The sequence below is a fragment of the Streptomyces sp. NPDC032745 genome (assembly GCF_055579465.1).
On the sequence record NZ_JBVING010000005.1, the window covers coordinates 578,089 to 600,217 of the forward strand.

17 protein-coding genes and 2 pseudogenes are annotated in these 22,129 nt (G+C 72.6%); 16 read left to right on the forward strand and 3 right to left on the reverse strand.

From position 1 onward, the window contains the following. The first annotated feature begins 275 nt into the window (after positions 1 to 275). The 10 genes from ACZ5WG_RS16895 to ACZ5WG_RS16940 all read left to right on the forward strand — a co-directional run bounded on the left by ACZ5WG_RS16895 (position 276) and on the right by ACZ5WG_RS16940 (position 12,461). On the forward strand, positions 276 to 1,043 hold the full coding sequence (locus ACZ5WG_RS16895; RefSeq protein WP_468723853.1) for a thioredoxin family protein: 768 nt from the start codon (positions 276 to 278) through the stop codon (positions 1,041 to 1,043). Continuing rightward, on the forward strand, positions 1,040 to 1,669 hold the full coding sequence (locus ACZ5WG_RS16900) for a TlpA family protein disulfide reductase (RefSeq protein WP_468723855.1): 630 nt from the start codon (positions 1,040 to 1,042) through the stop codon (positions 1,667 to 1,669). The genes ACZ5WG_RS16895 and ACZ5WG_RS16900 overlap by 4 nt, the downstream gene beginning before the upstream one ends. Beyond that, entirely contained in the window at positions 1,666 to 2,448 is a 783-nt protein-coding gene (locus tag ACZ5WG_RS16905; RefSeq protein WP_468723857.1) for a cytochrome c biogenesis CcdA family protein, read from the forward strand. The genes ACZ5WG_RS16900 and ACZ5WG_RS16905 overlap by 4 nt, the downstream gene beginning before the upstream one ends. Before the next feature lie 66 nt (positions 2,449 to 2,514). Further along, positions 2,515 to 3,099: a hypothetical protein gene (locus ACZ5WG_RS16910; RefSeq protein WP_468723859.1), complete on the forward strand. Its 585-nt coding sequence runs from the start codon at positions 2,515 to 2,517 to the stop codon at positions 3,097 to 3,099. A 9-nt stretch (positions 3,100 to 3,108) separates the two neighbouring features. Next, positions 3,109 to 3,831: a response regulator transcription factor gene (locus ACZ5WG_RS16915; RefSeq protein WP_468723861.1), complete on the forward strand. Its 723-nt coding sequence runs from the start codon at positions 3,109 to 3,111 to the stop codon at positions 3,829 to 3,831. Then, entirely contained in the window at positions 3,828 to 5,228 is a 1,401-nt protein-coding gene (locus tag ACZ5WG_RS16920) for a sensor histidine kinase (protein ID WP_468723863.1), read from the forward strand. The genes ACZ5WG_RS16915 and ACZ5WG_RS16920 overlap by 4 nt, the downstream gene beginning before the upstream one ends. 210 nt (positions 5,229 to 5,438) lie before the next feature. Continuing rightward, entirely contained in the window at positions 5,439 to 6,851 is a 1,413-nt protein-coding gene (locus ACZ5WG_RS16925) for an MFS transporter (protein WP_468723865.1), read from the forward strand. Between the two features lie 34 nt (positions 6,852 to 6,885). After that, positions 6,886 to 7,875: a polyphosphate kinase 2 family protein gene (locus tag ACZ5WG_RS16930; RefSeq protein ID WP_468723867.1), complete on the forward strand. Its 990-nt coding sequence runs from the start codon at positions 6,886 to 6,888 to the stop codon at positions 7,873 to 7,875. A gap of 52 nt (positions 7,876 to 7,927) precedes the next feature. Continuing rightward, a complete protein-coding gene (locus ACZ5WG_RS16935; RefSeq protein WP_468723869.1) occupies positions 7,928 to 10,648 on the forward strand; it encodes a cation-translocating P-type ATPase in 2,721 nt (906 codons plus the stop codon). 13 nt (positions 10,649 to 10,661) lie between these two features. Beyond that, complete coding sequence (locus ACZ5WG_RS16940; RefSeq protein WP_468723871.1) at positions 10,662 to 12,461, forward strand: SulP family inorganic anion transporter; 1,800 nt, start codon at positions 10,662 to 10,664, stop codon at positions 12,459 to 12,461. A 45-nt stretch (positions 12,462 to 12,506) separates the two neighbouring features. Here the strand turns inward: ACZ5WG_RS16940 and ACZ5WG_RS16945 are convergent, their stop codons facing one another. Next, positions 12,507 to 13,847, reverse strand: coding sequence for a diacylglycerol/lipid kinase family protein (locus ACZ5WG_RS16945; RefSeq protein ID WP_468723872.1), 1,341 nt, complete (start codon positions 13,845 to 13,847; stop codon positions 12,507 to 12,509). 508 nt (positions 13,848 to 14,355) lie between these two features. On the opposite strand from ACZ5WG_RS16945, the gene ACZ5WG_RS16950 reads away from it, so the two are divergent. From ACZ5WG_RS16950 to ACZ5WG_RS16960, 3 genes are read left to right on the forward strand one after another with little or no spacing between them, the layout of a single operon-like run. Beyond that, complete coding sequence (locus ACZ5WG_RS16950) at positions 14,356 to 16,227, forward strand: copper resistance CopC/CopD family protein (RefSeq protein WP_468723874.1); 1,872 nt, start codon at positions 14,356 to 14,358, stop codon at positions 16,225 to 16,227. 26 nt (positions 16,228 to 16,253) lie between these two features. After that, positions 16,254 to 16,898, forward strand: a complete 645-nt coding sequence (locus ACZ5WG_RS16955) for a hypothetical protein (RefSeq protein WP_468723876.1) — start codon at positions 16,254 to 16,256, stop codon at positions 16,896 to 16,898. Positions 16,899 to 16,947: 49 nt separating this feature from the next. Further along, entirely contained in the window at positions 16,948 to 17,676 is a 729-nt protein-coding gene (locus ACZ5WG_RS16960; protein ID WP_468723877.1) for a DUF1775 domain-containing protein, read from the forward strand. 191 nt (positions 17,677 to 17,867) lie between these two features. Here the strand turns inward: ACZ5WG_RS16960 and ACZ5WG_RS16965 are convergent, their stop codons facing one another. Together ACZ5WG_RS16965 and ACZ5WG_RS16970 are read right to left on the reverse strand one after the other, a co-directional pair. Further along, positions 17,868 to 18,530, reverse strand: coding sequence for a response regulator (locus ACZ5WG_RS16965; protein ID WP_468723879.1), 663 nt, complete (start codon positions 18,528 to 18,530; stop codon positions 17,868 to 17,870). Further along, positions 18,527 to 19,681 carry a sensor histidine kinase gene (locus ACZ5WG_RS16970; protein ID WP_468723881.1) on the reverse strand — a complete coding sequence of 385 codons (1,155 nt, stop codon included), beginning with the start codon at positions 19,679 to 19,681 and terminating at the stop codon, positions 18,527 to 18,529. The genes ACZ5WG_RS16965 and ACZ5WG_RS16970 overlap by 4 nt, the downstream gene beginning before the upstream one ends. A gap of 258 nt (positions 19,682 to 19,939) precedes the next feature. On the opposite strand from ACZ5WG_RS16970, the gene ACZ5WG_RS16975 reads away from it, so the two are divergent. From ACZ5WG_RS16975 to ACZ5WG_RS16985, 3 genes and pseudogenes are all read left to right on the forward strand, one after another. Continuing rightward, complete coding sequence (locus ACZ5WG_RS16975) at positions 19,940 to 21,442, forward strand: alpha/beta hydrolase family protein (protein ID WP_468723883.1); 1,503 nt, start codon at positions 19,940 to 19,942, stop codon at positions 21,440 to 21,442. A gap of 137 nt (positions 21,443 to 21,579) precedes the next feature. Beyond that, a pseudogene (locus tag ACZ5WG_RS16980) lies at positions 21,580 to 21,666 on the forward strand (hypothetical protein); the annotation flags it as partial. A gap of 5 nt (positions 21,667 to 21,671) precedes the next feature. Then, positions 21,672 to 21,905: pseudogene (locus ACZ5WG_RS16985) on the forward strand (IS5/IS1182 family transposase); the annotation flags it as partial. Between the last annotated feature and the right edge of the window lie 224 nt (positions 21,906 to 22,129).

The following is a 22,129-nucleotide window of genomic DNA, read 5'->3' on the forward strand; positions in this document are numbered from 1 at the left end:
CGCAATTCCGCACGTTGTACTGCCTGATGGGCCGAGTTCCGGCGAAGCGGAAGGTGAGCTGTTCCTTAGGGCACCTTAGGGCAACCTCAAGATCACGCCGATACGTTTCCGGCCACCCGGAGCGGTCCTATGCTCGCGTCAGCCGAGCGGCCTTCGGCGCCGGGGCGTGACACCCCGGCGGACCGAGGGGCCGCCGGATCCACCGAGCCGAGGGGGCGCTCTGCCCTCCCGCAGTCCGAACCGTGCCTTGGGGTGTCCTCGCCATGCGTCCTCACATGCTCCGACCCGTCCGTGCCGACCGCCGTACGAACCCGCGCCGCTCCCCCGCGCCCCTGGGGACGCGACTGCCGCTGGTTGCCGCGGCGGTGGTCGCGGCGGGCCTGACCGCCGCCTGCGGGCCGTCCTCCCAGCCCGTGGGATCCGCGGCGCAGTCCGCGGCCGGCCAGTCCTCGCAGGCCCTCGCTTCCGGCTCGGAGTCCGCGACCGGGTCCCCCGCGGCGTCGCCGACCGCGTCGGCCTCGTCGTCCGCGTCCGCCACCGCCCTGCCCGGCTCCTCGCCGACCCCCTCGAGCGCCCGGAGCGGTTCCGCGGCCCCCACCGGGACGCCCGCCAAGCCGCCCCGTACGTCCACGGCGCCCGAGCCGGCCCGGATACCCGGTCCCGGCTACGACAGTTCGGCCGATGCGCAGAAGCAGATCGACGCGGCGCTGCGCGCGGCCAAGTCGGACGGGCGGACGGTGCTGCTCGACTTCGGCGCGAACTGGTGCGGCAACTGCAAGGCCGCCGACAAGGTGTTCGGCCAGTCGCAGACCGCCGCGATCCTGGGGGCCTCGTTCCACCTGGTCAAGGTCGACATCGGCGGCAACAGCTCCGCCAATTCCGCGCTGCTGCGCAAGTACAGCCCCTCGGGCGGGACCTACACGATGCCCGTACTGGTGGTGGTCTCGCCGTCCGGCGCGGTGCGCACCGATACCCACGTCACCGGCAATCCGTCCCTGACCTCGGAGGGCATCAACTCCTTCCTGCGCAAGTGGGCGTCGTGAGACGACCCGCCCCGCTGGTCCCGGGGCGAGGGCGGCTCTCCGCCGTGGTCCTCGCCGGGGCCGGCCTCGCGGTCGCGGTCGCGGTCGGCGGTGTCCTCGCCGTCGGCGGTACGGACTCCGGGGCGCCGGACGGGCGGGTGAGCGCCGTCCGGGCCGCGGCCGGGGCGACGGTCGTGGATCCCGGCGCCCGGCAGGAGGCACCTGCACTGGCCGGTGACGACCTGGACGGCAAGCCCGTCGCTCTCGCCGGGTTCCGCGGCCAGGTCGTCGTCCTCAACGTCTGGGGTTCGTGGTGCGGCCCCTGCCGGGCGGAGGCCGACGGCCTGGAGCGGCTCAGCCGGCGGACCCGGGACGAGGGGGTCCGGTTCCTCGGGATCAACACCCGGGACCGGGACCGGGCTGCGGCCCGGTCCTTCGTCCGGGCGCACGGCCTGAGCTTCCCCAGCCTCCACGACCCCACCGGCGAACTCCTGCTCCGCTTCCCTCCCGCGCTGCTCAACCCTCAGGCGATTCCCTCGACGCTCGTGATCGACCGCCGCGGACGCATCGCCGTCGGCATCGGGGGCGCCGTCACAGAGGAACAGCTGCGGCCCCTGCTCGCGCGCGTGGTGCAGGAGGAGTCATGACGGCGGCCACGGACTGGGCGCTCGCCGCTGCGGACGCCCCTTCCCTCGTGAACGGAACCCTCGCGGTCGCAGCTCCCGTGGCGTTCGCCGCGGGGCTCGTCTCCTTCCTCTCGCCCTGCGTGCTGCCGCTCGTACCGGGCTACCTCAGCTACGTGACCAGTCTGTCGGTCGCCGACCTGGCGGACGCGCACGGCGGGCGGCGCAGCCGGATGGCTGCGGGCGCGCTGCTGTTCGTCCTGGGCTTCACGGCGGTCCTCGTCTCCGGAGGCGCGCTGTTCGGCCATGCCGGCCGTCTCTTCGTGGCCCACCAGGAGGCGGTCACCCAGGTGCTGGGGGTCTTCACCGTGTTCATGGGGCTGTCCTTCATGGGGTTCCTGCCGGGCTTCGCACAGCGGGAGTTCCGCAGCCACCGGCGCCCCGCGCTGGGGCTCGCCGGGGCACCCCTGCTCGGCGCGGTGTTCGCGGTCGGCTGGACCCCGTGCATCGGCCCGACGCTGGCCGCCGTCCAGGCGCTCGCCTGGACCGAGGCGAGCGCGGCCCGCGGAGCCCTGCTGATGGCCGCCTACTGCCTCGGGCTGGGCCTGCCGTTCCTCCTGGCCGCGCTGGCGTTCCGGCGGGCCCTGGGCGCCTTCGGCCTGGTCAAACGCCACTACCCGGCGGTCCTGCGGTTCGGCGGAGGCATGCTCGTGCTCGTCGGCGTGCTGCTGGCCACCGGCGTGTGGAACGACCTGGTGTACCGCATGCAGTTGTGGAGCGCGAACTTCACCACCGCCTTCTAGGGAGGCTGTTCGCCCCCGAGGCCGTGGATCCCCTTCTCTCCCCGACACGTGACACAGAGGCAGACAATGAACCTTTCCACGCATACGAGGCTTTTCCGGAAGGCCCCCGTCGCGGCCGCCCTGCTCTCCTTCGTCTCCCTCGCCGCACTCGCGGCCTGCGGCGGGCAGCCCGCCAAGGATGCCGGCGACTCCGCACCCGCGACGCGCACGACGCGCTTCACCGAGAACGGGGTCACCGTCACGCTCTCGGTGTCCGACTGGCACGCCTCGCAGGGCACCCTCACCGCGGTCTTCACGCCCGAGGCCAAGGGGTTCCACCTCTACAGCACCGATCTGCCGCCCACCGGCATCGAGGGCGTGGGCAGGCCGACCGCGATGGCCGTCAACGGGGTCCTGAAGCCGCAGGGCAAGCTGACGGCCGGCGCGGACGTACGGTCGATCAGCGTGCCCGGTGTCGACGCCCCGGTCCCCGTCTACCCGGACGGCCCGGTCACCACCACCCTGTCCGTCCGCGCCGATACCGACGGCGACGCCACGGTGCTCCTCGGCTACGCGAGCTGCAGCACGCAGGACGGCTGCACCATCCCGGTGTCCGACCGCCCCGTGCACCTGCGCGTCACCGGCGACGGCCCGGCGTTCGACGCCCCCTAAGGTGTCCCCATGCCGAGCGTCCTGATCGTGGAAGACGACCCCAGCATCCGCCAGTCACTGATCGAGGTCCTGACGGAGCACGGGTATGCCGTACGCAGCGCTGCCGACGGGTTCGGCGCGCTGCGAGAGGTCACCCAGGCGCCCGTCGACGCCGTGGTCCTCGACCTGGGGCTGCCCGATCTGGACGGAGGTGACGCCCTGCGCATGATCCGGGGCATATCCTCCGTACCCGTGCTCGTGGCCACCGCCCGCGACGACGAGCGGGAGATCATCAAGCTCCTCAACGCGGGCGCCGACGACTACCTGGTCAAGCCCTTCTCCGGGGGGCAGCTCATCGCGCGCCTCTCCGCCGTCCTGCGGCGCACCAGCCACGTCCCCCCTGCCGGTACCCCCGCGGGTGCACCGGCGGCGGCAGCGGCCGAGCCGCTGCGCCCCACCACCGTGGGCGAGCTGGCGGTGGACCCGGGCGCGCGCACCGCGTACCTGGCCGGCCAGGAGCTCCGTCTCACCCGACGGGAGTTCGACCTCCTGGCGTTCCTCGCCCACCACTGCGGCCAGGTCGTCTCCAAACGCCGTCTGCTGACCGAGGTCTGGCGCGAGCCGTACGTGGACGACCAGACCGTCGACGTGCACCTGTCGTCCCTGCGCCGCAAGCTCGGCGAACGCGCGGCGGCCCCGCGCTACCTGCTGACCGTCCGGGGCGTCGGCATCAAGCTGGTGGCACCGCGTTGAGACGCTCGCTGGCCGGAGTGGCGCTCGCCGTGACCTCCATGGTCGCCCTCTCCTTCCTCATACCGCTGGCCGCACTGGTGATGTCGCTCGTCAAGGAGCAGGGCGTCACCGCGGCCCAGCAGCGTGCCGCCGCCCTGGCCCCCGTCCTCGCCCTGACCACGGACCCCTCCGCCCTGCAGGAGTCCGCCGCGAGCCTGGACGCGTCCGAGCACCTGGTCGTGCATCTGCCGGACTCGGGGCCCATCGGCAGCTCGAAGGCCCCCGCGAACCTGCTCGAACGGGCCCAGCAGGCACGCGAGTCCATCTCCCAGGAGATCCCGCACGGCTGGATCTGCCTGCAGCCGGTGGTACTTCCCGGCGACCGGGTCGCCGTCATCGAGAACTTCGTACCCGAGGCGGAACTGACCCGCGGGGTCAAGGAGTCGTGGGCGGTCATGGCCTTCCTCGCCGTGGGGCTGGTCGGCGGTTCCGTACTCGTCGCCGACCGCCTCGGTGCGAAGGTCGTCAAGTCCTCGAAGAGGCTCGCGCGGGCCTCGCGCGCCCTCGGCCAGGGCGACCTGGACACCCGCGTGGATCCCATGGGGCCCAGGGAACTGCGCGACGCGGGCGTCGCCTTCAACGCTATGGCCCACCGGATGACGGAGCTGCTCGCCGTCGAACGCGAACTCGTCGCCGACCTGTCCCACCGGCTGCGCACCCCACTGACCGCCCTGCACCTGGCGTCCGAGCGGATGGCCGGCACACCGGAGTCGGCCAGGGTGGAGGCGGCGGTCGGTGAACTGGAGGCCGAGCTCCGGGCCATCATCGCGGCGGCGCGCACCCCGCTCGCGGTGGGCCCCATGGGCCAGGGCCTGCTCGGCACGGAACCGCCCGCAGACCGGCACGCCGTCGGCGCGGGGGCGTCCGGCCCCCGCTGCGAGACGGCCGACGTCGTCCGGCGACGCACCGCCTTCTGGACGGTCCTGGCCGAGCAGCAGAACCGCTCCTGCTCCCTCGACCTCACCCAGGAACCCACGGCCATCGCCCTCTCCGACGACGACATCGCCGCCGTGGTGGACGCGCTGATCGGCAACATCTTCCGCCACACGGCGCCCGGGACCCCGTTCGCCGTCCGCGTCGTACGCACGGCACAGGCCGTGGAGCTGGTGGTGGAGGACGGCGGACCGGGCATCCCCGACCCGGACCGGGCCCTCTCCCGCGGGAGCAGCACCGGTTCCACGGGGCTGGGTCTCGACATCGCGCAGCGGGCCGCGAGCGCCACGGGCGGCTCCATGCGCATCGCCCGCGGCCCGCTGGGGGGCGCGCACATCACCGTGACGTTCGCCCTGGCCGCGGCGGCCCCGTCCGCCCGCAGGCCCCGCATCTCCCGCCGCCGGACCCGCTCACGCGAACGGTAGGGCAGGCCGCCCGATCGCCGGCAGCCTTCCGGCTCCCGCATGCGCCGGGCCCGGATGCGGCGCACGCTGGAGCGTGGCTGTCTTCCGGAGGCACGGTCGACCGGTGGCGCACGCCCCGCTTCGACTCCCCCGGTGTCTTCGCCCCTGTCCCCGACGGCGGACGCGGCGGCGGCCGGCCGTCCGGCGGACCGACGTGCGGAGGTGATACCCGTGGCCGGCACACGAACCCCGCAGCGGCCGTCCAGCGCACAGCGACGCGCCCTCGCCCCGCTGGCACTCGCGCAGTTCATCTGCAGCTTCGCCGGGTCCAACATGAACGTGATGATCAACGACATCAGCGAGGACCTGGACACCACCGTCCAGGGAGTGCAGATCGCCATCACGGTCTTCCTCCTGGTCATGGCCGCACTGATGATCCCCGGCGGCAAGCTGACCGACCGCTACGGCCGCAAGCGCTGTTTCCTGGTCGGCCTCGTCGTCTACGGCGTCGGCGCCCTGCTGAGCGCCGCCGCCCCGGGTCTGGGCGTACTGATCCTCGGGAACTCGATCCTGGAAGGGATCGGAACGGCCCTGCTCATCCCGCCCGTCTACATCCTCACCACGCTCATCTTCACGGACCTGACCTCAAGGGCCCGCGCCTTCGGCGTCATCATGGCGCTGGGCGGCATCGGCGCCGCCGCCGGGCCGCTGATCGGCGGGCTCATCACCTCGTGGCTGAGCTGGCGTGCGGCCTTCGTGTTCCAGGCCCTGGTCATCGTCGTGATCATCGTGCTGAGCCGGAACCTCGAGGACCCGCTGCCGGCCGATCCGACGCGCCCCTTCGACACCACCGGAGCGGTCCTCTCGGCCGCCGGCCTCATCCTCGTCGTCATGGGCATCCTCGCGGCCGACAACAACATCTGGCTCATGATCGGCCTGCTCGCCCTGGGCGCCCTGGTGCTGCTCTGGTTCTTCCGGTCCGTACGGGCCAAGGAACGGGCCGGCAAGGAGCCGCTGCTGTCCACCAGCCTGTTCCGCGACCGCACGTCCAACCTGGGCCTCGTCACGCAGAACGTCCAGTGGCTGCTGCTGATGGGGACCTCGTTCACCGTCGCGACGTACCTCCAGGTCGTGCGCGGCTACGACGCCATCCAGACCGGCGTCATCTTCACCGCCGCCACGGTCGGCCTGCTCGTGTCGTCGCTCGCCGCCGAACGCCTCGCGAAGCGGCGGCCCCAGCGGACCCTGATCATGACCGGCTTCATCGTCGCCCTCGCCGGCATCGTCGTCCTGATCGCGCTGGCCGGCAGCTCCCCGAACCCCTGGGCCCTCGCCCCCGGACTTCTGCTGATCGGACTGGGCCTCGGCGTGATGCTGACCCCCTCGGTCAACCTCGTCCAGTCGAGCTTCCCCGAAGAGCGGCAAGGCGAGATATCCGGCCTCTCCCGCAGCGTGTCGAACCTCGGTTCCTCCCTCGGCACGGCAGTCGCCGGCACCATCCTCGTCGCCGGCCTCACCAGCGGCGCCTACGCCGCCGCGATGATCACGCTGGCCGTGATCGGACTCGCCGGACTCGCCGCGGCGGTACTCCTTCCGAGGAAACCGCGTCCGGAGGGCGATCATGTCCGGCCGAGCAGAGAATGACCACGAAGGACGTCCTCACGTGAGGTGACGGCTGATGTCGGACGAGAGAGCCGAACGCATCGCGGATTTCATCGAGCCGCTACGGGTGCGACCGGGATCGAAGGTGCGCCTGGACCGGGACTTCGATCCCCGCTACAAGGCCGGTATGAAGAAGCGGGACGGGGTCGAGCTGCTGCAGACAGGGGTGTCCTTGCTCGCCGAGTACCAGGACCGGCTGGCCGCCCAGGACACGTACGGCGTGGTGCTCTGCCTCCAGGCACTCGACGCCGGAGGCAAGGACGGGACGATCCGCCACGTCATGAGCGGCGTCAACCCCCAGGGCGTACGGGTCAGCAGCTTCAAGGTGCCGTCCTCCGAGGAACTCGACCACGACTACCTGTGGCGTTACGCCCGGCGGCTGCCCGCGCGCGGCGAGATCGCCATCTTCAACCGTTCGCACTACGAGGAGGTCCTCGTCGTGCGGGTCCACCCCGAGGTCCTCCTCCGGCAGAGGCTGCCGGAGCACGTACTCGGGCCCGGCGTCTGGGACCGGCGATACCGGGAGATCAACCGCTGGGAGCGGTATCTCACGGACAACGGGTTCAAGGTGGTGAAGATCTTCCTGAACCTGTCCAAGGAGGAGCAGCGCACCCGCTTCCTGAAGCGCATCGACCTGCCGGAGAAGAACTGGAAGTTCTCCGCCGCCGATGTCCGGGAGCGGCGACGGTGGGACGAGTACCAGCACGCGTTCTCCGAGATGCTGTCCGCCACGAGCACCCGGTGGGCCCCGTGGTACGTCGTACCGGCGGACCGGAAGTGGTTCGCGCGGATCTGCGCGGCGGCGGTCCTCGCGCACACCCTGATGGAGATCGATCCGCAGTACCCCGATGTGGGGGAGCAGGCCCGCAAGGATCTCCTCGTCACCAGACGGGGGCTGGAGCGGGAGGCCCCTGCCGGGGCCCCGGCCGATCCGTACGCCGCCCGGCACCCCTCGGCGGCCCGGGCCCATGGGCACGGGAAGCGGCCGGGGAAGAAGCGCGGCTAGCGGCTCGCGACCGGCCCGGATGCGTCCGCGGCCCCGTATCGGAGGCAGAACCATGACAGTGCGGTCGCAATCCGTGGCAGAACAGCCCCCGGCTGCCGGGGACGGCTGGTACACGCGCTCTCCCGAGCAGGTCGTGGCGGCGTTCGGTGTCGATCCCGCGGTCGGTCTGTCCACGGCGCGGGCGGCGGAACTCCTGACCGCACACGGCCCGAACGCGCTGCCGGAGGAGGAGCCGACTCCGGCCTGGCGCCGGTTCCTCGCGCAGTACCGCAGTTACATGCAGATCGTCCTGGTGGCCGCGGCGATCGTCTCGCTGGTCATCCGGGAGTGGACCACCGCGATCCTGCTGATCGTGCTGACGCTCCTGAACGCGGTCGTGGGGCTGCGCCAGGAGGGCAAGGCCGAGAGCGCCATGAACGCGCTGAAGTCGATGATGAAGGCGACGGCTCGGGTGCGCAGGGACGGCACGGAGGCCGAGATCCCCGCAGAACAGCTCGTCGACGGCGATGTCGTGCTCATCTCCGCCGGGGACCAGGTGCCGGCGGACGGACGGCTCATCGAGGCCAGCGCCCTGCAGATCGACGAGTCTGCGCTCACCGGTGAGAGCGTTCCCGCCGCGAAGGACACCGGCCCGCTGGCGGGCAGCCGGCTGTCGCCCGGCGATCAGACCAATACGGCGTTCATGAACACTCCGGTCACCCACGGCAGCGGCGTCATGGTCGTGACCGCGACCGGTGCGGACACCGAGCTCGGCAAGATCTCCGGGATGCTGTCGGCCACCGAGAAGGAGGTGCCGCCGCTCACCAAGGAGCTCGACAGGCTGACCTTGTGGATCACGGGTGCGGCGGGCCTCACCATGATCGTGATGTTCGCCCTGGGACGCCAGCGGGACCAGGCCTGGGACGTCCTGTTCGTCAGCGCGGTCTCGCTGGCCATCGCGGCCATCCCCGAGGCCCTGCCGACCGTGACCCAGGCGATCCTGTCCGTCGGGAGCCTGAACCTGGCGAAGCGGCACGCCATCGTGAAGGAACTGCCGTCGGTCGAGACGCTGGCGTTCACGTCGGCGATCAACTCGGACAAGACCGGCACCCTGACGATGAACCAGATGACCGCCGTCGAAGTGCTGAGCCCCACCGGCCGGTACACCGTGTCGGGCACGGGCTACGGACTCGAAGGGAAGGTCCACCACGCCGCCGGGTCCGCCGCGGGGATCGAGGACGCGATCCTGCCGTACGTGGTGGCCAGTGACGCCAAGCTGGTGGGCGGCGAGGTGGTGGGCGATCCCACCGAGGGCGCGCTGCTGGTGCTCGCGCACAAGGCCGGCCTGGACACCGACGCCACGAGGGACGCCCTTCCGCGGCTCGCCACCCTCCCGTTCGACCCCGAGTACAAGCTGATGGCCACCTTCCACTCGGCGGCCGACGCCTCCGGGCGGCAGGTCGTGCGCTGCTTCGTCAAAGGGGCGGCCCCGGCGGTGATGGCGCGGGCGGCCACCGCGCTCGCGGCGGGCGAAACCGTCCCGTGGGACGCCGATCTGCTCGGCCGCGCCGAGGCGGCGAGCGAGCGGATGGGCGGCGAGGGCCGCCGCGTGATGGCCGCGGCCACCCGTGAGCTGGACCCGGCCGGCTTCGATCCGGACGGCGACCTGCTCGCGTACGTCACCGAGCTGCAGATGACCAGTCTCGTCGGCATGGTCGATCCGCCCCGTGAGGAGGCCAGGGCCGCGGTGGCCGACGCCCAGGCGGCGCACATCCGGGTCCGCCTGGTGACCGGGGACGACGTCACCACCGGGGCGGCGATCGCCCGGCAGATCGGCATCCCCGGCGAGGCCGTGCTCGGCGCCGAATTCGCCGCCATGAGTGAGGAGGAGCAGCTCGCCCGCATCGAGGGGATCGGCGTGGTGGGGCGGGTCGCCCCGGAGCACAAGGTACTGCTCGCGAACACGCTCAAGAAGAAGGGCGAGGTCGTGGCGATGACCGGGGACGGCGTCAACGACGCGCCCGCCATCAAGGCCGCCGACATCGGCATCGCCATGGGCAGCGGCACGGACGTGGCGAAGAACGCCGGACGCATGATCCTCTCCGACGACAACTTCGCCACCATCGTCTACGCCGTCGAGCAGGGCCGGACGATCTACGACAACCTCACCAAGTACATCCGGTTCGTGCTGCTCCTGCTGGTCACGTTCGTACTGACGTTCCTCGGGGCGACCGTCTTCAACATCGCCGCCGGTGAGCCCTTCACCCCGCCGCAGGTGCTGTGGATCCACTTCGTCGTCAACGCCTCTTTCGGCTTCGCGCTCGGCTTCGACCGGGAGAGCGCCGGACTCATGCGGCGCAGGCCGCGCCCGCGCGGGGAATCGGTGCTCACGCGGCCCGTGCTCATCACGGTCGGGCTGGGCGGGCTCGCGATCACCGTCCTCCTGCTCTGGCTGATCCGGCTCGGCCAGAGCCGTTACGACAGCGTCGCGACGGGCCAGTCGATCGCGTTCACGGCCTTCTCGCTCTGTCTGATCGTGGCCGCCTTCGAATGCCGCAGCGAGACGGAATCCGTGCTGACGACCTCCACGTTCGACAGCAAGCAGATGAACTGGGTGGCCCTGGCCCAGTTCGTGCTCTCCGTGCTGGTGACCCAGCTGGACGGCTTCCAGCGCATCCTCGGGACGACCGAGATCGACGCGAGGCAGTTCGGCTGGGCGCTGCTCGCCGCCCTCGCGCTCCTGCTCGTGTGGGAGCTGGGCAAACTCGTGGCCCGCCGGTCGAAGGCCGTCTGAGGAAGGCCTGTCCGTGACCACTCGGCGTTACGGCCACGGGGTGCTCTCCCGCTTCCGGGCAGTTCCCGGGATCCGCGCGGCGTCGTCCTACCGGCGCGAGTGGCTGGTCAAGGACCTGGTCGCGGGAGTCGTCCTGACCACGCTGCTGGTGCCGCAGGGCATGGCGTACGCGGAGTTGGCGGGCCTGCCGGCCATCACCGGCCTGTACACGACGATCCTCTGCCTGCTCGGATACGCGGTGTTCGGCCCGTCCAGGATCCTGGTGCTGGGCCCGGACTCCTCGCTGGGGCCGATGATCGCCGCGACCGTGCTGCCGCTCGTGGCGGCCGGCGGGGATCCCGACCGGGCCGTCGCGCTGGCGTCGATGCTCGCGGTCATGGTGGCGGCCATCATGATCCTGGCCTCGGTGGCGAAGCTCGGCTTCATCGCCGACCTGGTCTCCAAACCGACGATGATCGGCTACATGAACGGCCTGGCGCTGACCATTCTGATCGGTCAGCTGCCCAAGCTGCTCGGCTTCAAGGTCGAGGCGGACAGCCTGATCGGCGAGTGTGCCGGCCTCGTGCAGAAGATCGCCGACGGGGCGACGGTGCCGGCCGCCGCCGCCGTGGGCTTCGGCGGGATCGCCCTGATCCTGGTCCTGCAGCGCTTCCTGCCGAAGATCCCCGCGGTGCTCGTGATGGTGGTCCTGGCGATCGCCGCGGCCGCCGCCTTCGACCTGGACGAGCACGGCGTCGGCCTGGTCGGGGTACTGCCCGAGGGTTTCCCGCCGTTCACGATCCCCGACGTGCGCCTCGCCGACCTCGCGCCGCTGCTCGGCGGTGCGCTGGGCATCGCCCTGGTGTCCCTGGCCGACACGATCTCCAACGCGTCCGCCTTCGCAGCACGCACGGGGCAGGAGGTCCGCGGCAACCAGGAGATGGCGGGCGTCGGCGCGGCCAACCTGGCGGCCGCCTTCTTCCAGGGCTTCCCCGTCAGCACCAGCGGATCCCGGACGGCGGTCGCGGAGCGCGCGGGGGCCAGGAGCCAGCTCACCGGGGTCGTCGGAGCGGTGCTCATCGTCCTCATGCTCGTGCTGGCCCCGGGCCTGTTCCGCAACCTCCCCCAGCCGGCTCTGGCCGCCGTGGTCATCACCGCGTCACTGTCCCTGGCCGACCTGCCGGGAGCCGTACGGCTGTGGCGGCAGCGCCGGACGGAGTTCCTGCTGTGCTTCGCGGCCTTCGCCGGCGTGGCCCTGCTCGGCGTGCTGCCCGGGATCGCCATCGCCGTGGGCCTGTCCGTGCTCAACGTCTTCCGGCGCGCCTGGTGGCCGTACGACACCGTGCTGGGGCGGGTGCAGGGCCTGGAGGGCTACCACGACATCCGCTCCTACCCGCAGGCCGAGCAGCTGCCGGGCCTGGTGATCTACCGTTTCGACGCCCCGCTCTTCTTCGCCAACGCCAGGACCTTCCGGGACGAGATCAGGCGGATGGCCGGCGCGGACCCGCGGCCGAGGTGGATCGTGGTCGCGGCGGAGCCCATGACCGACGTGGACACCACCGCCGCCGACGTTCTGGAAGAGCTCGACGAGGCGCTCAACGCGGACGGCGTCCACCTCGTGTTCGCCGAGCTCAAGGACCCCGTGCGGCTGAAGATCGAGCGGTACGAACTCACCCGGACCATCAACCCCCGTCACTTCTTCCCCACGGTGGAGGCCGCCGTCACCGCCTTCCGGCTGCGCACCGGAGCGCAGTGGTCTTCGCCCGCCACCGACGAACGGCCCGCCGGGCCCGGCCCCGGGCCCACCGGGCCCGCGCCCACCGGCGGGCAGTGACCGCCCGCCGGGTGGGAGACACCCGAAGGCTCCGACAGCCGGCGCTCAGGCGGCGCCGTGTCCTGCCGCGGTCCGTCCCATGGTCAGCGCAAGCCGCCGTACCCGGCGCCAGTCCATCGGGGGCGCGGCGCGCGGCACGCCGGGACGGTGTCGCGGCACGCGCACGCGCAGGGCGCCGGACGCGATGCGGCAGTGCACGGGAGTGGACAGCACCAGGGCCTCGCCGTCGACACCGACCGGGATGGCGGGAGTGTCGGCGTCGACGACGACCTCGCGGGCGGTGACGGCGGTCAGCCCGCGGCCCTGCCTGCCGTGCAGCAGCAGCGCCGCCGCTTCGGCGGCGCTCGAGACTTCGACGCCGAGCACCCCCAGCTCACCGGAATCCAGTCGCTCCCGGCGCCCGAGCCCCGCAGAATCACCCTTCTGGTAAGGGTTGTTGCTCACCAGCACGGCCTGGGGACCGTCCAGGACCAGCGCGTCCGCACGGACGCTCAGCCGCGAGCCGCTGTCCTGGGTCAGCAGAGCCGGCAGCATCTCCAGAATGGTGCGGGCCTTGTCGTCACGGTAGGCCGGACTCTGCACGACTTCCGCGTACACGCCGAACGAGGCGCTGTTGACGAAGACGCGCCCCGTCTTCCCGTCCGCCGGTTCTCCCTCATGGATGAAGCCCAGGTCGACGCGGAGTTCGACGCCGTCGGTCAGCGCCTCCAGACAGTGGGAGGGATCCTGCCGGTCCAGGCCCAGGTCCATGGCGAAGTGGTTGCGCGTGCCGGCGCTGATCACCATGAACGGAATGTCGTGCTCCACGGCCACGGCGGCGACCAGGGCCTGCGTACCGTCGCCGCCTGCAACACCCAGCAGGTCGGCCCCGCCCTCGACGGCCTGCCGTGCCAGCTCGGCCACGTCCTGCCGACGGGCCGGATCCAGCACGACGACCTCGGCACCCAGGGCCCTGGCCCGCTCCGCCAGGCGGAACTTGCCGACCTTTCCGCCGCCCGAGCGCGGATTCATGATCACGAAGGGCCGCTCGGCCCGGCCGACGGAGCGCTCCGGCATGCTCGACGCGGTGTCCTCGGCAAGAGCGGCGCTGCCCGCGGCGACGGCCAGCGCCCACAGGCCGAGTGAGGCCAGCACGACCCACAGCAGCCCGGCGGCCGAGTACAGGAGCAGGACGGCGAGCGGTGCGACGACCACCAGCAGCCCGGAGAGCACCCTGATCCAGCCGGTGTGGGTGAGCATCCACCACACGCCTGCCGCGGTGAGGACCAGTCCCGCCCAGCCCACCGCCATCAGCAGGAGGCTCGCGAGGCCGCCGAACACCACCAGCACCACGAGCGCAGCCAGGCCCGCCGCCAGGGCCAGACGCGCGGTCCAACGCCTGCTCATGTGACAACCTCCCGCCGCTCCACGGGCTGCCGGACAGGAGTCGGGCACCCACTTCAGGCTACGAGCGCCGCCCCCGCGCGGCCTGCCAACCGCGCCCGCCCGCGCCGGACGGCACGACCGACCGGGCCTTCGGACCATGACCGCGGGGAGGACACCCTCCCACGGCAGGCCAGGTACCGATCCGCTTCCGGGACATTCCGCATTGTTTCCGTCTCCGCGCAGGTCGGCATCTTCTTTGCACCCTCGGCCGTCAACGAAAGACGCACGAAAGCCGAACCCATACAGGAGGGAGGCGCCGGCCGTGCACGAGGCGGTGGCCTTTAGCGGAAGTTGCGCAACCCGTCCTTTCCCGTGGCCGTCGGGGCTAACGTCCACCACTGCGGCAGGGGTCCCGTACCTGCCGGAGTTCACTGCACCCTCAGGCGCGCCACGCCGTCCGACTGCGGCCCCGAGCGACCGGCACGGACGGCGATGCCGCCGATGACGACCGCCCCGGAGGCCGCCGATCATGCCCAGCGGATCGAGCCTCGCGAGGAAGTCCGCAGCCGTCCTGACGCTTGTCGCCGCCCTGTGCGCCCTGATCCTCGGCGGGGCCGGCCCCGCCCTCGCGCATGCCGGGCTGAGCGGCTCCGACCCTGCGGATGGTGCCGTCCTCGACGCAGCGCCGAAGCAGGTCACGCTCACGTTCACCGAATCGGTGAGCTTCCCCGATGGTTCCCTGCGCGTACTGTCGCCCGCCAATGACCGTGTGAACCCGCGCCCGGCGCAGCATGCGGACGGCCACGCGAATACGGCCCGGGTGGCGCTGGAAGGGAACTTGGCCCAGGGCACCTACACCGTGGCCTGGCGGGTGGTCTCGTCCGACGGTCACCCGATCTCCGGCGCGTTCACCTTCTCCGTCGGGAAGCCGTCCGAGACCACCGCGGTGGTGGCGAAGGCCTCCCCGGACCACACTGCCGCCAGCCGCCTGTACGGCTTCTTCCGCTACGTCGCCTACAGCGGCCTGGCGCTGCTCGTCGGAGCTGCGGCGTTCGTCCTCGTCTGCTGGCCGGCCGCGAGCGGGATCCGTCCGCTGCGCCGGCTGTTGGTCGCGGGCTGGGCGACGCTGGCGGCGTCGACGGTCGCCCTGTTGCTGCTGCGCGGCCCGTATGAGGCGGGCGGCCACTTGTCTTCGGCGTTCGACCCGTCTCTGCTGGGCCGAACGCTCACGGGGAGATCGGGGATCGCCCTGGCCTCTCGGCTCGTACTGCTCGCGCTCGCCGCCGGGTGGCTGCGGCAGACGCCCGGACGGCTCGGTGTCCGTCTCCGGCTCGTCGCCGGACCGGCCCTCGCCCTGGGCCTGGCACTCACCTGGGCTGCCGCGGAGCACGCATCCGCCGGAGTCCAGGTGCCCGTCGCCATCCCCGTCGCCGTGCTGCACTTGGTGGCCATGGCTGTGTGGCTGGGCGGTCTGATCACCCTGCTGAGCGTCCTGCGCCAGCGGGGGCCCGACGGCCGTGAGATCCCGGCTTCCGCGATCGCGCGCTTCTCTGCGCTGGCCTTCACCGCCGTGGTCGTTCTGGTCGGCACCGGGGTGTACCAGTCCTGGCGGCAGGTGGGCTCCTGGGCCGCCCTCTCCACCACGTCGTACGGGAGGACACTCGGCCTCAAGGTCGCCGCAGTGATCCTGGTGGTGTGCGTGGCGGCGCTCTCCCGACGGTGGACCACCCGCCTGGTGGGCGGAGCGTCGCCGAGCGCGACGGAGCCGGCCGTCCTCGAACTCGAGCCGGTGCGTGTCCCGCAGACCGTCGGCGCGCCGGGTTCGCCGGAGGGATCCGGGCCGGGCGGCAACGAGGCCGCGTCTGCTCGGAGCAGGCCGGGCGACGGCGTCGGGCCGCCGGTCTTCGACGCCGAGACGTACCGGCGCCGCTTGCGCCGCACCGTGGGTGTCGAGGCGGCCGTCGGTGCCGTCGTCCTGGTGCTCTCCACCCTGCTCACCGGTACGCAGCCGAGCCGCACCGCCGCCGGGACCGCCACGGCATCCGGCGGGCAGGAACCGGCGGTGAAGGTGGTCACGGTCCCGTTCGACATGGGGACGGCGAACCATCGGGGCACGGTCCAGATCACTCTGGCGCCGGGCCGCGTCGGCGAGAACACGGTGGAAGCGGTGGTGTTCACCCCGGACGGCGGCATCTCCAGCGTCCCCGAGCTACGGCTCGCCCTCACCCAACGCGACCAGGGGATCGGCCCGCTCGACGCCAAGCTCGGGAATCAGAAGGGCTACTGGGCCACGTACGACCTGAGGCTGCCCATGGCCGGTACATGGAACCTGGACGTCACGGTTCGCACCACCGACATCGACCAGGTCACCGTGAGCACGGATCTGCGCGTCACGCCGTGACCGGGCGGCGAGCGGAGCCCCGACCGATGCAGCGGTGCGCCCCGCAGCCCGCGTGGTGGCGGGCACGGTGGCTGCGCGCCGCCGTGTTCACCCTGCTCAGCTCGTCGTTGGCGGTCGTGGCGCATCAGCTCGCCTCGGAGGAACCGGTGTCCTGGCGGCGGGCGGCCGGTGGAGCAACCGTCGTGTACGCCGCTTCCTGGCCGGCCGCCCGCTCGGGCCGGCCGGGATGGTACGTGGTCGCGGCCACCTGCCTCGTCCAACTCCTCCTGCATCGAACCCTGTCCACGCACGAGCAGCCGAATCGCCGGCACTCCGAAACCCACGGGATGCCGGAGATCGCGTACGCGGCGCACCAGGGCCCGTTGGCCATGACGGCGGCCCACTGCGTGGCCGCATGTCTGATGGCCCTCCTGATGTACCGCGCGGACCGGGCATTGAGCCGACTGCCGGGGACGATGGGGCGATGGGCCCGGACGGCGGTATCGGCGGCCGTCGTGGCCTTCGGTTTCCGCCGGCAGCCGCGGTTCGGCCCCGGCGTGCGCACCGCGGCCCTCCCGCTCGGCCGCCGCGCCGTCCGCCCGACGGCGGCGGCGATGCTCTGCCACGCGGTGACGCGGCGGGGGCCTCCTGCCGGGAGTGCGGGAGACGTTCCCCTGATCCTGGCGGGCTGAACGGCTGCGCCGTGGGGCCCGCTGCGCGTACCGAGAGGGTTTCTTCACCATGCACACATCGCACAACCGCCTGCACCTTCGCGGGCTCGGCGTCGCAGCCGTCGGGTCCCTGGTGCTCCTGGGCATCGCGGCCGGCCCCGCAGCGGCACACGCCGAGGTCACCGCCTCCGACCCGCGCGCCCTCGCCGAGAACGTCACGTTGTCCTTCACCTCCGAGGCCGAGTCGGACACCGCGGGCATCACGGAACTGCGTGTCGTCCTCCCCCAGGGAATCACCCCGGACACGGTGACCCTCAAGGACGCACCCAAGGGCTGGAAGCTGACGGTCACCCCCGACGGGTACAGCGTCGGCGGCGCGGCGCTCGCGACCGGCACCGACGCCGAATACAGCATCACCGTGCGCCAGCTGCCCGACGCCGAGTCCCTGCCGTTCAAGACCCTGGAGACGTACGGCGACGGGAAGATCTCGCGGTGGATCGAGGTGCCGGCCAACGGCCAGAAGGCCGACAATCCGGCCCCGGTGCTCCAGTTGAAGCCGGCGGCCCCCGGCGCCAAACCGATCGCCCCGAGCCCGTCGTCCACAGCGACCGCAAACGCCCCGTCCGTCCAGCCGTCGTCCCCGGCTCCGTCCGCACCGGCAGCGTCCCCCGACGCGCAGACGGCGAACGAAGCGGAGACGGGCAGCAGCACCGGCGTCACCGTGGCCGTGGTCGCGGCCGTCGTACTGCTCGGCGGCGCAGGCGCCTTCTGGTGGGCGCGCCGCAGCCGTCGGTCCTGAGCCGAACGGCCGGGGCCGGTGTACGGGATGTCCCGTACACCGGCCCCGGCCGTGTCCCGCGCAGCAGCCGCAGCCTCCCGGCGGCGTCGGGCTCAGATGCCGACCGCCGCCACGGTGCCCGGAGGAGATGGTGACGTGGTCGGCCCGGTCCGGGCCGTGGACTGGCCGCTGTTCTGAGTCCTCGGCCGGCGTCAGGCCGGGGGTACCAGGCGGTTCTCGTGGGCGAAGACCACGGCCTGGATCCGGTCGCGGAGTTCCAGCTTGAGCAGGATCCGCCCCAGATGGGACTTCACGGTCGCCTCGGCGAGGTACAGGGCGGCCGCGATCTCGGCGTTGGACAGGCCGCGGCCGACCTCGACGAGCACCTCGCGCTCCCGGGCGCTGAGCCGGTCCAGCCGCTCGTCGCGGACGGCGGTGCCCGCGTCGGCCAGGTGCGGACGGAAGTCCTCCAGCAGGCGCCGGGTGATCCGCGGGGAGAGCACCGCGTCACCCGCCGCGACGTTGCGGATCGCGGTGAGCAGCTCCTCGGGCCGGGTGTTCTTCAGCAGGAAGCCCGAGGCCCCGGCGCCGAGCGCGGCGAAAGCGTACGCGTCCAGGTCGAAGGTGGTCAGGATCAGCACCTTGCTCCCCGGGGAGACCTCGACGACCTGCCGGGTCGCCTCGATCCCGTCCGTTCCGGGCATCCGGACGTCCATCAGTACGACGTCGGGCCGCAGCTCCCGGGAGAGGCGGACGGCCTGGGCTCCGTCTGCTGCCTCGCCGACCGGCGCCATGTCGGGCTGGGCCTCCAGGACCATGCCGAAGGCCATCCGGAGCAGCGCCTCGTCGTCGGCGATCACGATGCGGATCGTCATACGGCGCCCGTCCCGCCGCTGTTGAGCAGGAGCCGGGTCCGCACGCCCCAGCCGCCGCCCGGAAGCGGTCCGGCCCGCAGCGTCCCCCCGTAGGCGGCCGCACGCTCGCGCATGCCGGGGATGCCGTGGCCGGACGGTGCGGCGGCGGGAAGCGCCGGCCGGGGGCCGCTGTCGGTGACCTCCACGCCGACGCTCCCGGCCGAGCACTCGACCAGGACCGTCGCGCGGGTGCCGGCGGGGGTGTGCTTGAGGGTGTTGGTCAACGCTTCCTGCACCAGGCGGTAGACGGTGAGTTGCGCGGTGGCCGGCACATGGGCGTGGCCGCCGCGGACCTCCAGGCCGGTCGGCAGCCCGGCGACGGCCATCTGGTCGGCGAGCGCCTCCAACTGGGCGATGCCGGGCAGCGGGTGGCGCTCCGCGTCCGGCTCGTCGGCCCGCAGGACGCCCAACGAGCGCCGCATGTCGGTGAGGGCCTGCCGGCCCGTCTCGGAGATCTGCAGCATCGCGGCGGTGGCCCGGTCCGGGGACCTGTGCTGCGCGTACACGGCGGCGTCGGTGAGTGCGACCATGACGGACAGGTTGTGGGTGACGATGTCGTGCATCTCGCGGGTGATCCGGGCCCGCTCCTCGGCGACGGCCAGCAGCGCCTGCTGCTCCTGGTGCAGCGCCAGCCGTTCGGCCCGCTCCTGCACGGCGGCGAGGTAGGCCCGGCCGGTCCGCACGTTCACCCCGAGGACGGCGGCGGCGACCACCGTCGCGGTGAGCGCGACGAACGGGGTCAGGAACGCGCCGTCCGGTACCCAGCGCAGGCAGGCCAGCACGGCCCCGCCCTCCACGACGGCGGCGGCGAGCAGCGTGCCGCGCCGGCCCGTGTGCGCGGCCGCCGTGTACAGGGCCACCAGCAGGGCGATGTCCGCGGTCAGTTGGACGTCCGCCAGCCACTGGACGAAGGCCGCGGCCACCACGGCGGCGAACACCGCGAGCGGGGCCCGGCGCCGCCACACCAGGGGCAGCGCCAGGGCGGCGGTGAGCGCCGCCGCCACCGGCAGCTCCCGGGCCGGGTACGTGGTCACGACGTTGAGCAGGAGCAGCGCCGGCAGCACCGAGTCCCACACCAGGGGTGGTACCCGGTCCCGGTGGCGCACCGTCACACCTCTCCGCCGATCGGTCGTCGTGGCGGCCCGGCCGGGGCCGCCACCGCGTACAGCCGCAGCCTAGGCGGCGGGTCCGCGCCGCACATGAGCCCGGCGTCGGAGCGCAATGTGCCGGTGTACGACCACAGGAGGAGACCCGCCACCTCCCGCGGTCGCAGGCCGGCCGCCGGTCCGGGGTGCCCGGTTGCCACTCCGGTCGCACCGCGGCCCGCCCCGGTTGCCACCCCGGTCGCAGTCGGCGGCGACCCGGGGCCGATGCGGCGGCGCGGGCCCGGCGCCGAGCATGGCCGGGTGACCGAAACCATCCCGGGGCTGTTCCTGTCCCTTCCGGAAGTCCTCCTCCTGCTGGGCGCCGTCGCGCTGCTGGTGGCGCGCTGGCTCCCCCCGGCCGCCCGCCGGCCCGTCACCGTCGTGGCGGGGGCGGTTCTCGTACCGTCGGCGATCGTGCTGGGCATCGTGGGGATCCGCTGGCAGCTGCTGCCGGTCCTGGCCGGCGCCGCCGTCGCCTCGGCGTTCGCCCTCCCGCCCCTGCTGCGGCGCGGTGCCGGCCGACCGGCGTGGCGGGCCCGCTGGTGGCTGGCCCTGCCGGGATCGCTGGCCTGCGCCGGCCTGATCGCCACAGGCCCGGTAGCCGCCTGGGCCTTCCCCGTGCCCGTCTTCCCCGAGCCGACGGGCGCCTTCGCGGTCGGCACCCGGGTGGTGCAGTGGACCGACCCGCTCCGCCCCGAGAGCTTCACCGCCGATCCGGACGACCGGCGCACGGTCGTGGTCCAGCTCTGGTACCCGGCGCAGAAGAGCCCCGCGGGCGTCCCTCGGGCCCAGTACCTGGGACGCACGGAGGGCGAGGCGCGGACCGTCTCCGAGGCCCTCGCCGGCGGGGTCGGCCTGCCCGGTTTCCTGGTCGACGGCGTCCCGAGGGCCCGTAGCCGCGCGGTCGTCGACGCCCCGGTGGCCGGCGGGGCAGAACGGTTCCCGGTCGTCCTCTTCTCCCCGGGGTCGGGCGGGGTGCGGACCCAGAACACCGCCTGGGCGGAGGAGCTGGCCAGCCACGGCTACCTGGTCGCCGCCCTCGACCACCCGTACGACTCCGCCGTCGTCGTCCTCGCCGACGGCCGCACGATCCGCACCACGACCGCCTCCAGCGGGGACCGCGACAGGGATGAGGAGCTGGCCGCCGGCTGGACCACCGTCCGGGCCGCCGACCTCGGCTTCGTCCTCTCCCAGCTGGAGCGACTGGACCGCGGTGAGACCGCCGACCGGTTGACCGGACGCCTGGACACCGGCCGCGCCGCGGTGGCCGGCCACTCCCTGGGCGGAGCCGCCGCCCTGCAGGCGGCCCGGCAGGACCGCCGGTTCGACGCCGTCGTCGACCTGGACGGCTACCCCCACGGCCCCGCCTCGCCCGCCCTCGAGCAGCCGGCGCTCGCGCTCACCCAGGAGATCACCGCCGGCACCGACCCGCGCTACCTGCCCCGGCTCACCGAGGCCCTCGAGCACAGCACCGCGACGAGCTACCGGCTCACCGTCCCCGGCGCCGGGCACCTCACCTTCATGGACGGCCCGCTCTACCTGCCGCCGGTGCCCTCGATCGTGGGCACCCTGGGCCGCACCGGGAGCCCGCGCGTTGTCGCCGCGGCCACCCTCGCCTTTCTGGACGCCACTCTGCGAGGCCGCCCCGGCGACCCGGCCGACACCCTCCGGGCCTACGGCACGGTCTCATCATCAGGGGCTCGGGGAACTGCGACGCCAACCCCGTGATCGGCCTTACGCGCGTGTTCGGCCATCCGCGGGGTCGGCCTCGCAGTTCCCCGAGCCCCGGAGCTGTCGGGCCGGTCATGTAACCGTCGTTTGATCTGCTCGATCTTCCCGGTATGGGGCGGGGAGAACGCCGTGGTATGTCGGACGCGGAGTGGGAACGGTTGCGGCCGTTCCTGCCGGTGAGTAACGGTCGGTGCGGGCGGTGGCGTGATCACCGGAGGGTGATCGACGGGATTCTGCACCGGGTCCGGACCGGGGTGCACTGGCGCGATCTCGCAAGGGATCGCGAGGCGGACGGCCACCGGGGTTCGACGAGGAGCGGTACAAGAAACGCAACACCGTCGAGAGGGCCATCAACAAGCTGAAGAACTCCCGCGCCGTCGCGACCCGTTACGACAAGCGCGGATATGTCTTCCTCGGCACTGTGACCGCGGCCGTCCTGGTCATCTGGCTACGGGCTTGAGGCCCTCTGCCCAACGCTTCCATCACACCGCACATCTCGGCGCAATGGCCGCTTCACGAGCCACCTCCGTCACTCCACCCCTTCCAGAAGAGGACCAGCCTAGGGAGTCACATGATCGGCCGGACAGCTCCTAGTAGTGCTTTGTTAGCTGGTCTTGTCACGGTGGGTGTCTGGTAGTTCGCTGGCTGTATGAGGGCTGGGGAACTTGCGGCGGTGCGGGCTCA

Bases quoted from the DNA above. Each gene is read 5' to 3' on its own strand.
- ACZ5WG_RS16895 (WP_468723853.1), top strand. From the start codon at position 276: ATGCTCCGACCCGTCCGTGCCGACCGCCGTACGAACCCGCGCCGCTCC.
- ACZ5WG_RS16905 (WP_468723857.1), top strand. From the start codon at position 1,666: ATGACGGCGGCCACGGACTGGGCGCTCGCCGCTGCGGACGCCCCTTCC.
- ACZ5WG_RS16910 (WP_468723859.1), top strand. From the start codon at position 2,515: ATGAACCTTTCCACGCATACGAGGCTTTTCCGGAAGGCCCCCGTCGCG.
- ACZ5WG_RS16915 (WP_468723861.1), top strand. From the start codon at position 3,109: ATGCCGAGCGTCCTGATCGTGGAAGACGACCCCAGCATCCGCCAGTCA.
- ACZ5WG_RS16930 (WP_468723867.1), top strand. From the start codon at position 6,886: ATGTCGGACGAGAGAGCCGAACGCATCGCGGATTTCATCGAGCCGCTA.
- ACZ5WG_RS16935 (WP_468723869.1), top strand. From the start codon at position 7,928: ATGACAGTGCGGTCGCAATCCGTGGCAGAACAGCCCCCGGCTGCCGGG.
- ACZ5WG_RS16945 (WP_468723872.1), bottom strand. From the start codon at position 13,847: ATGAGCAGGCGTTGGACCGCGCGTCTGGCCCTGGCGGCGGGCCTGGCT.
- ACZ5WG_RS16950 (WP_468723874.1), top strand. From the start codon at position 14,356: ATGCCCAGCGGATCGAGCCTCGCGAGGAAGTCCGCAGCCGTCCTGACG.
- ACZ5WG_RS16955 (WP_468723876.1), top strand. From the start codon at position 16,254: ATGCAGCGGTGCGCCCCGCAGCCCGCGTGGTGGCGGGCACGGTGGCTG.
- ACZ5WG_RS16960 (WP_468723877.1), top strand. From the start codon at position 16,948: ATGCACACATCGCACAACCGCCTGCACCTTCGCGGGCTCGGCGTCGCA.
- ACZ5WG_RS16965 (WP_468723879.1), bottom strand. From the start codon at position 18,530: ATGACGATCCGCATCGTGATCGCCGACGACGAGGCGCTGCTCCGGATG.
- ACZ5WG_RS16975 (WP_468723883.1), top strand. From the start codon at position 19,940: ATGCGGCGGCGCGGGCCCGGCGCCGAGCATGGCCGGGTGACCGAAACC.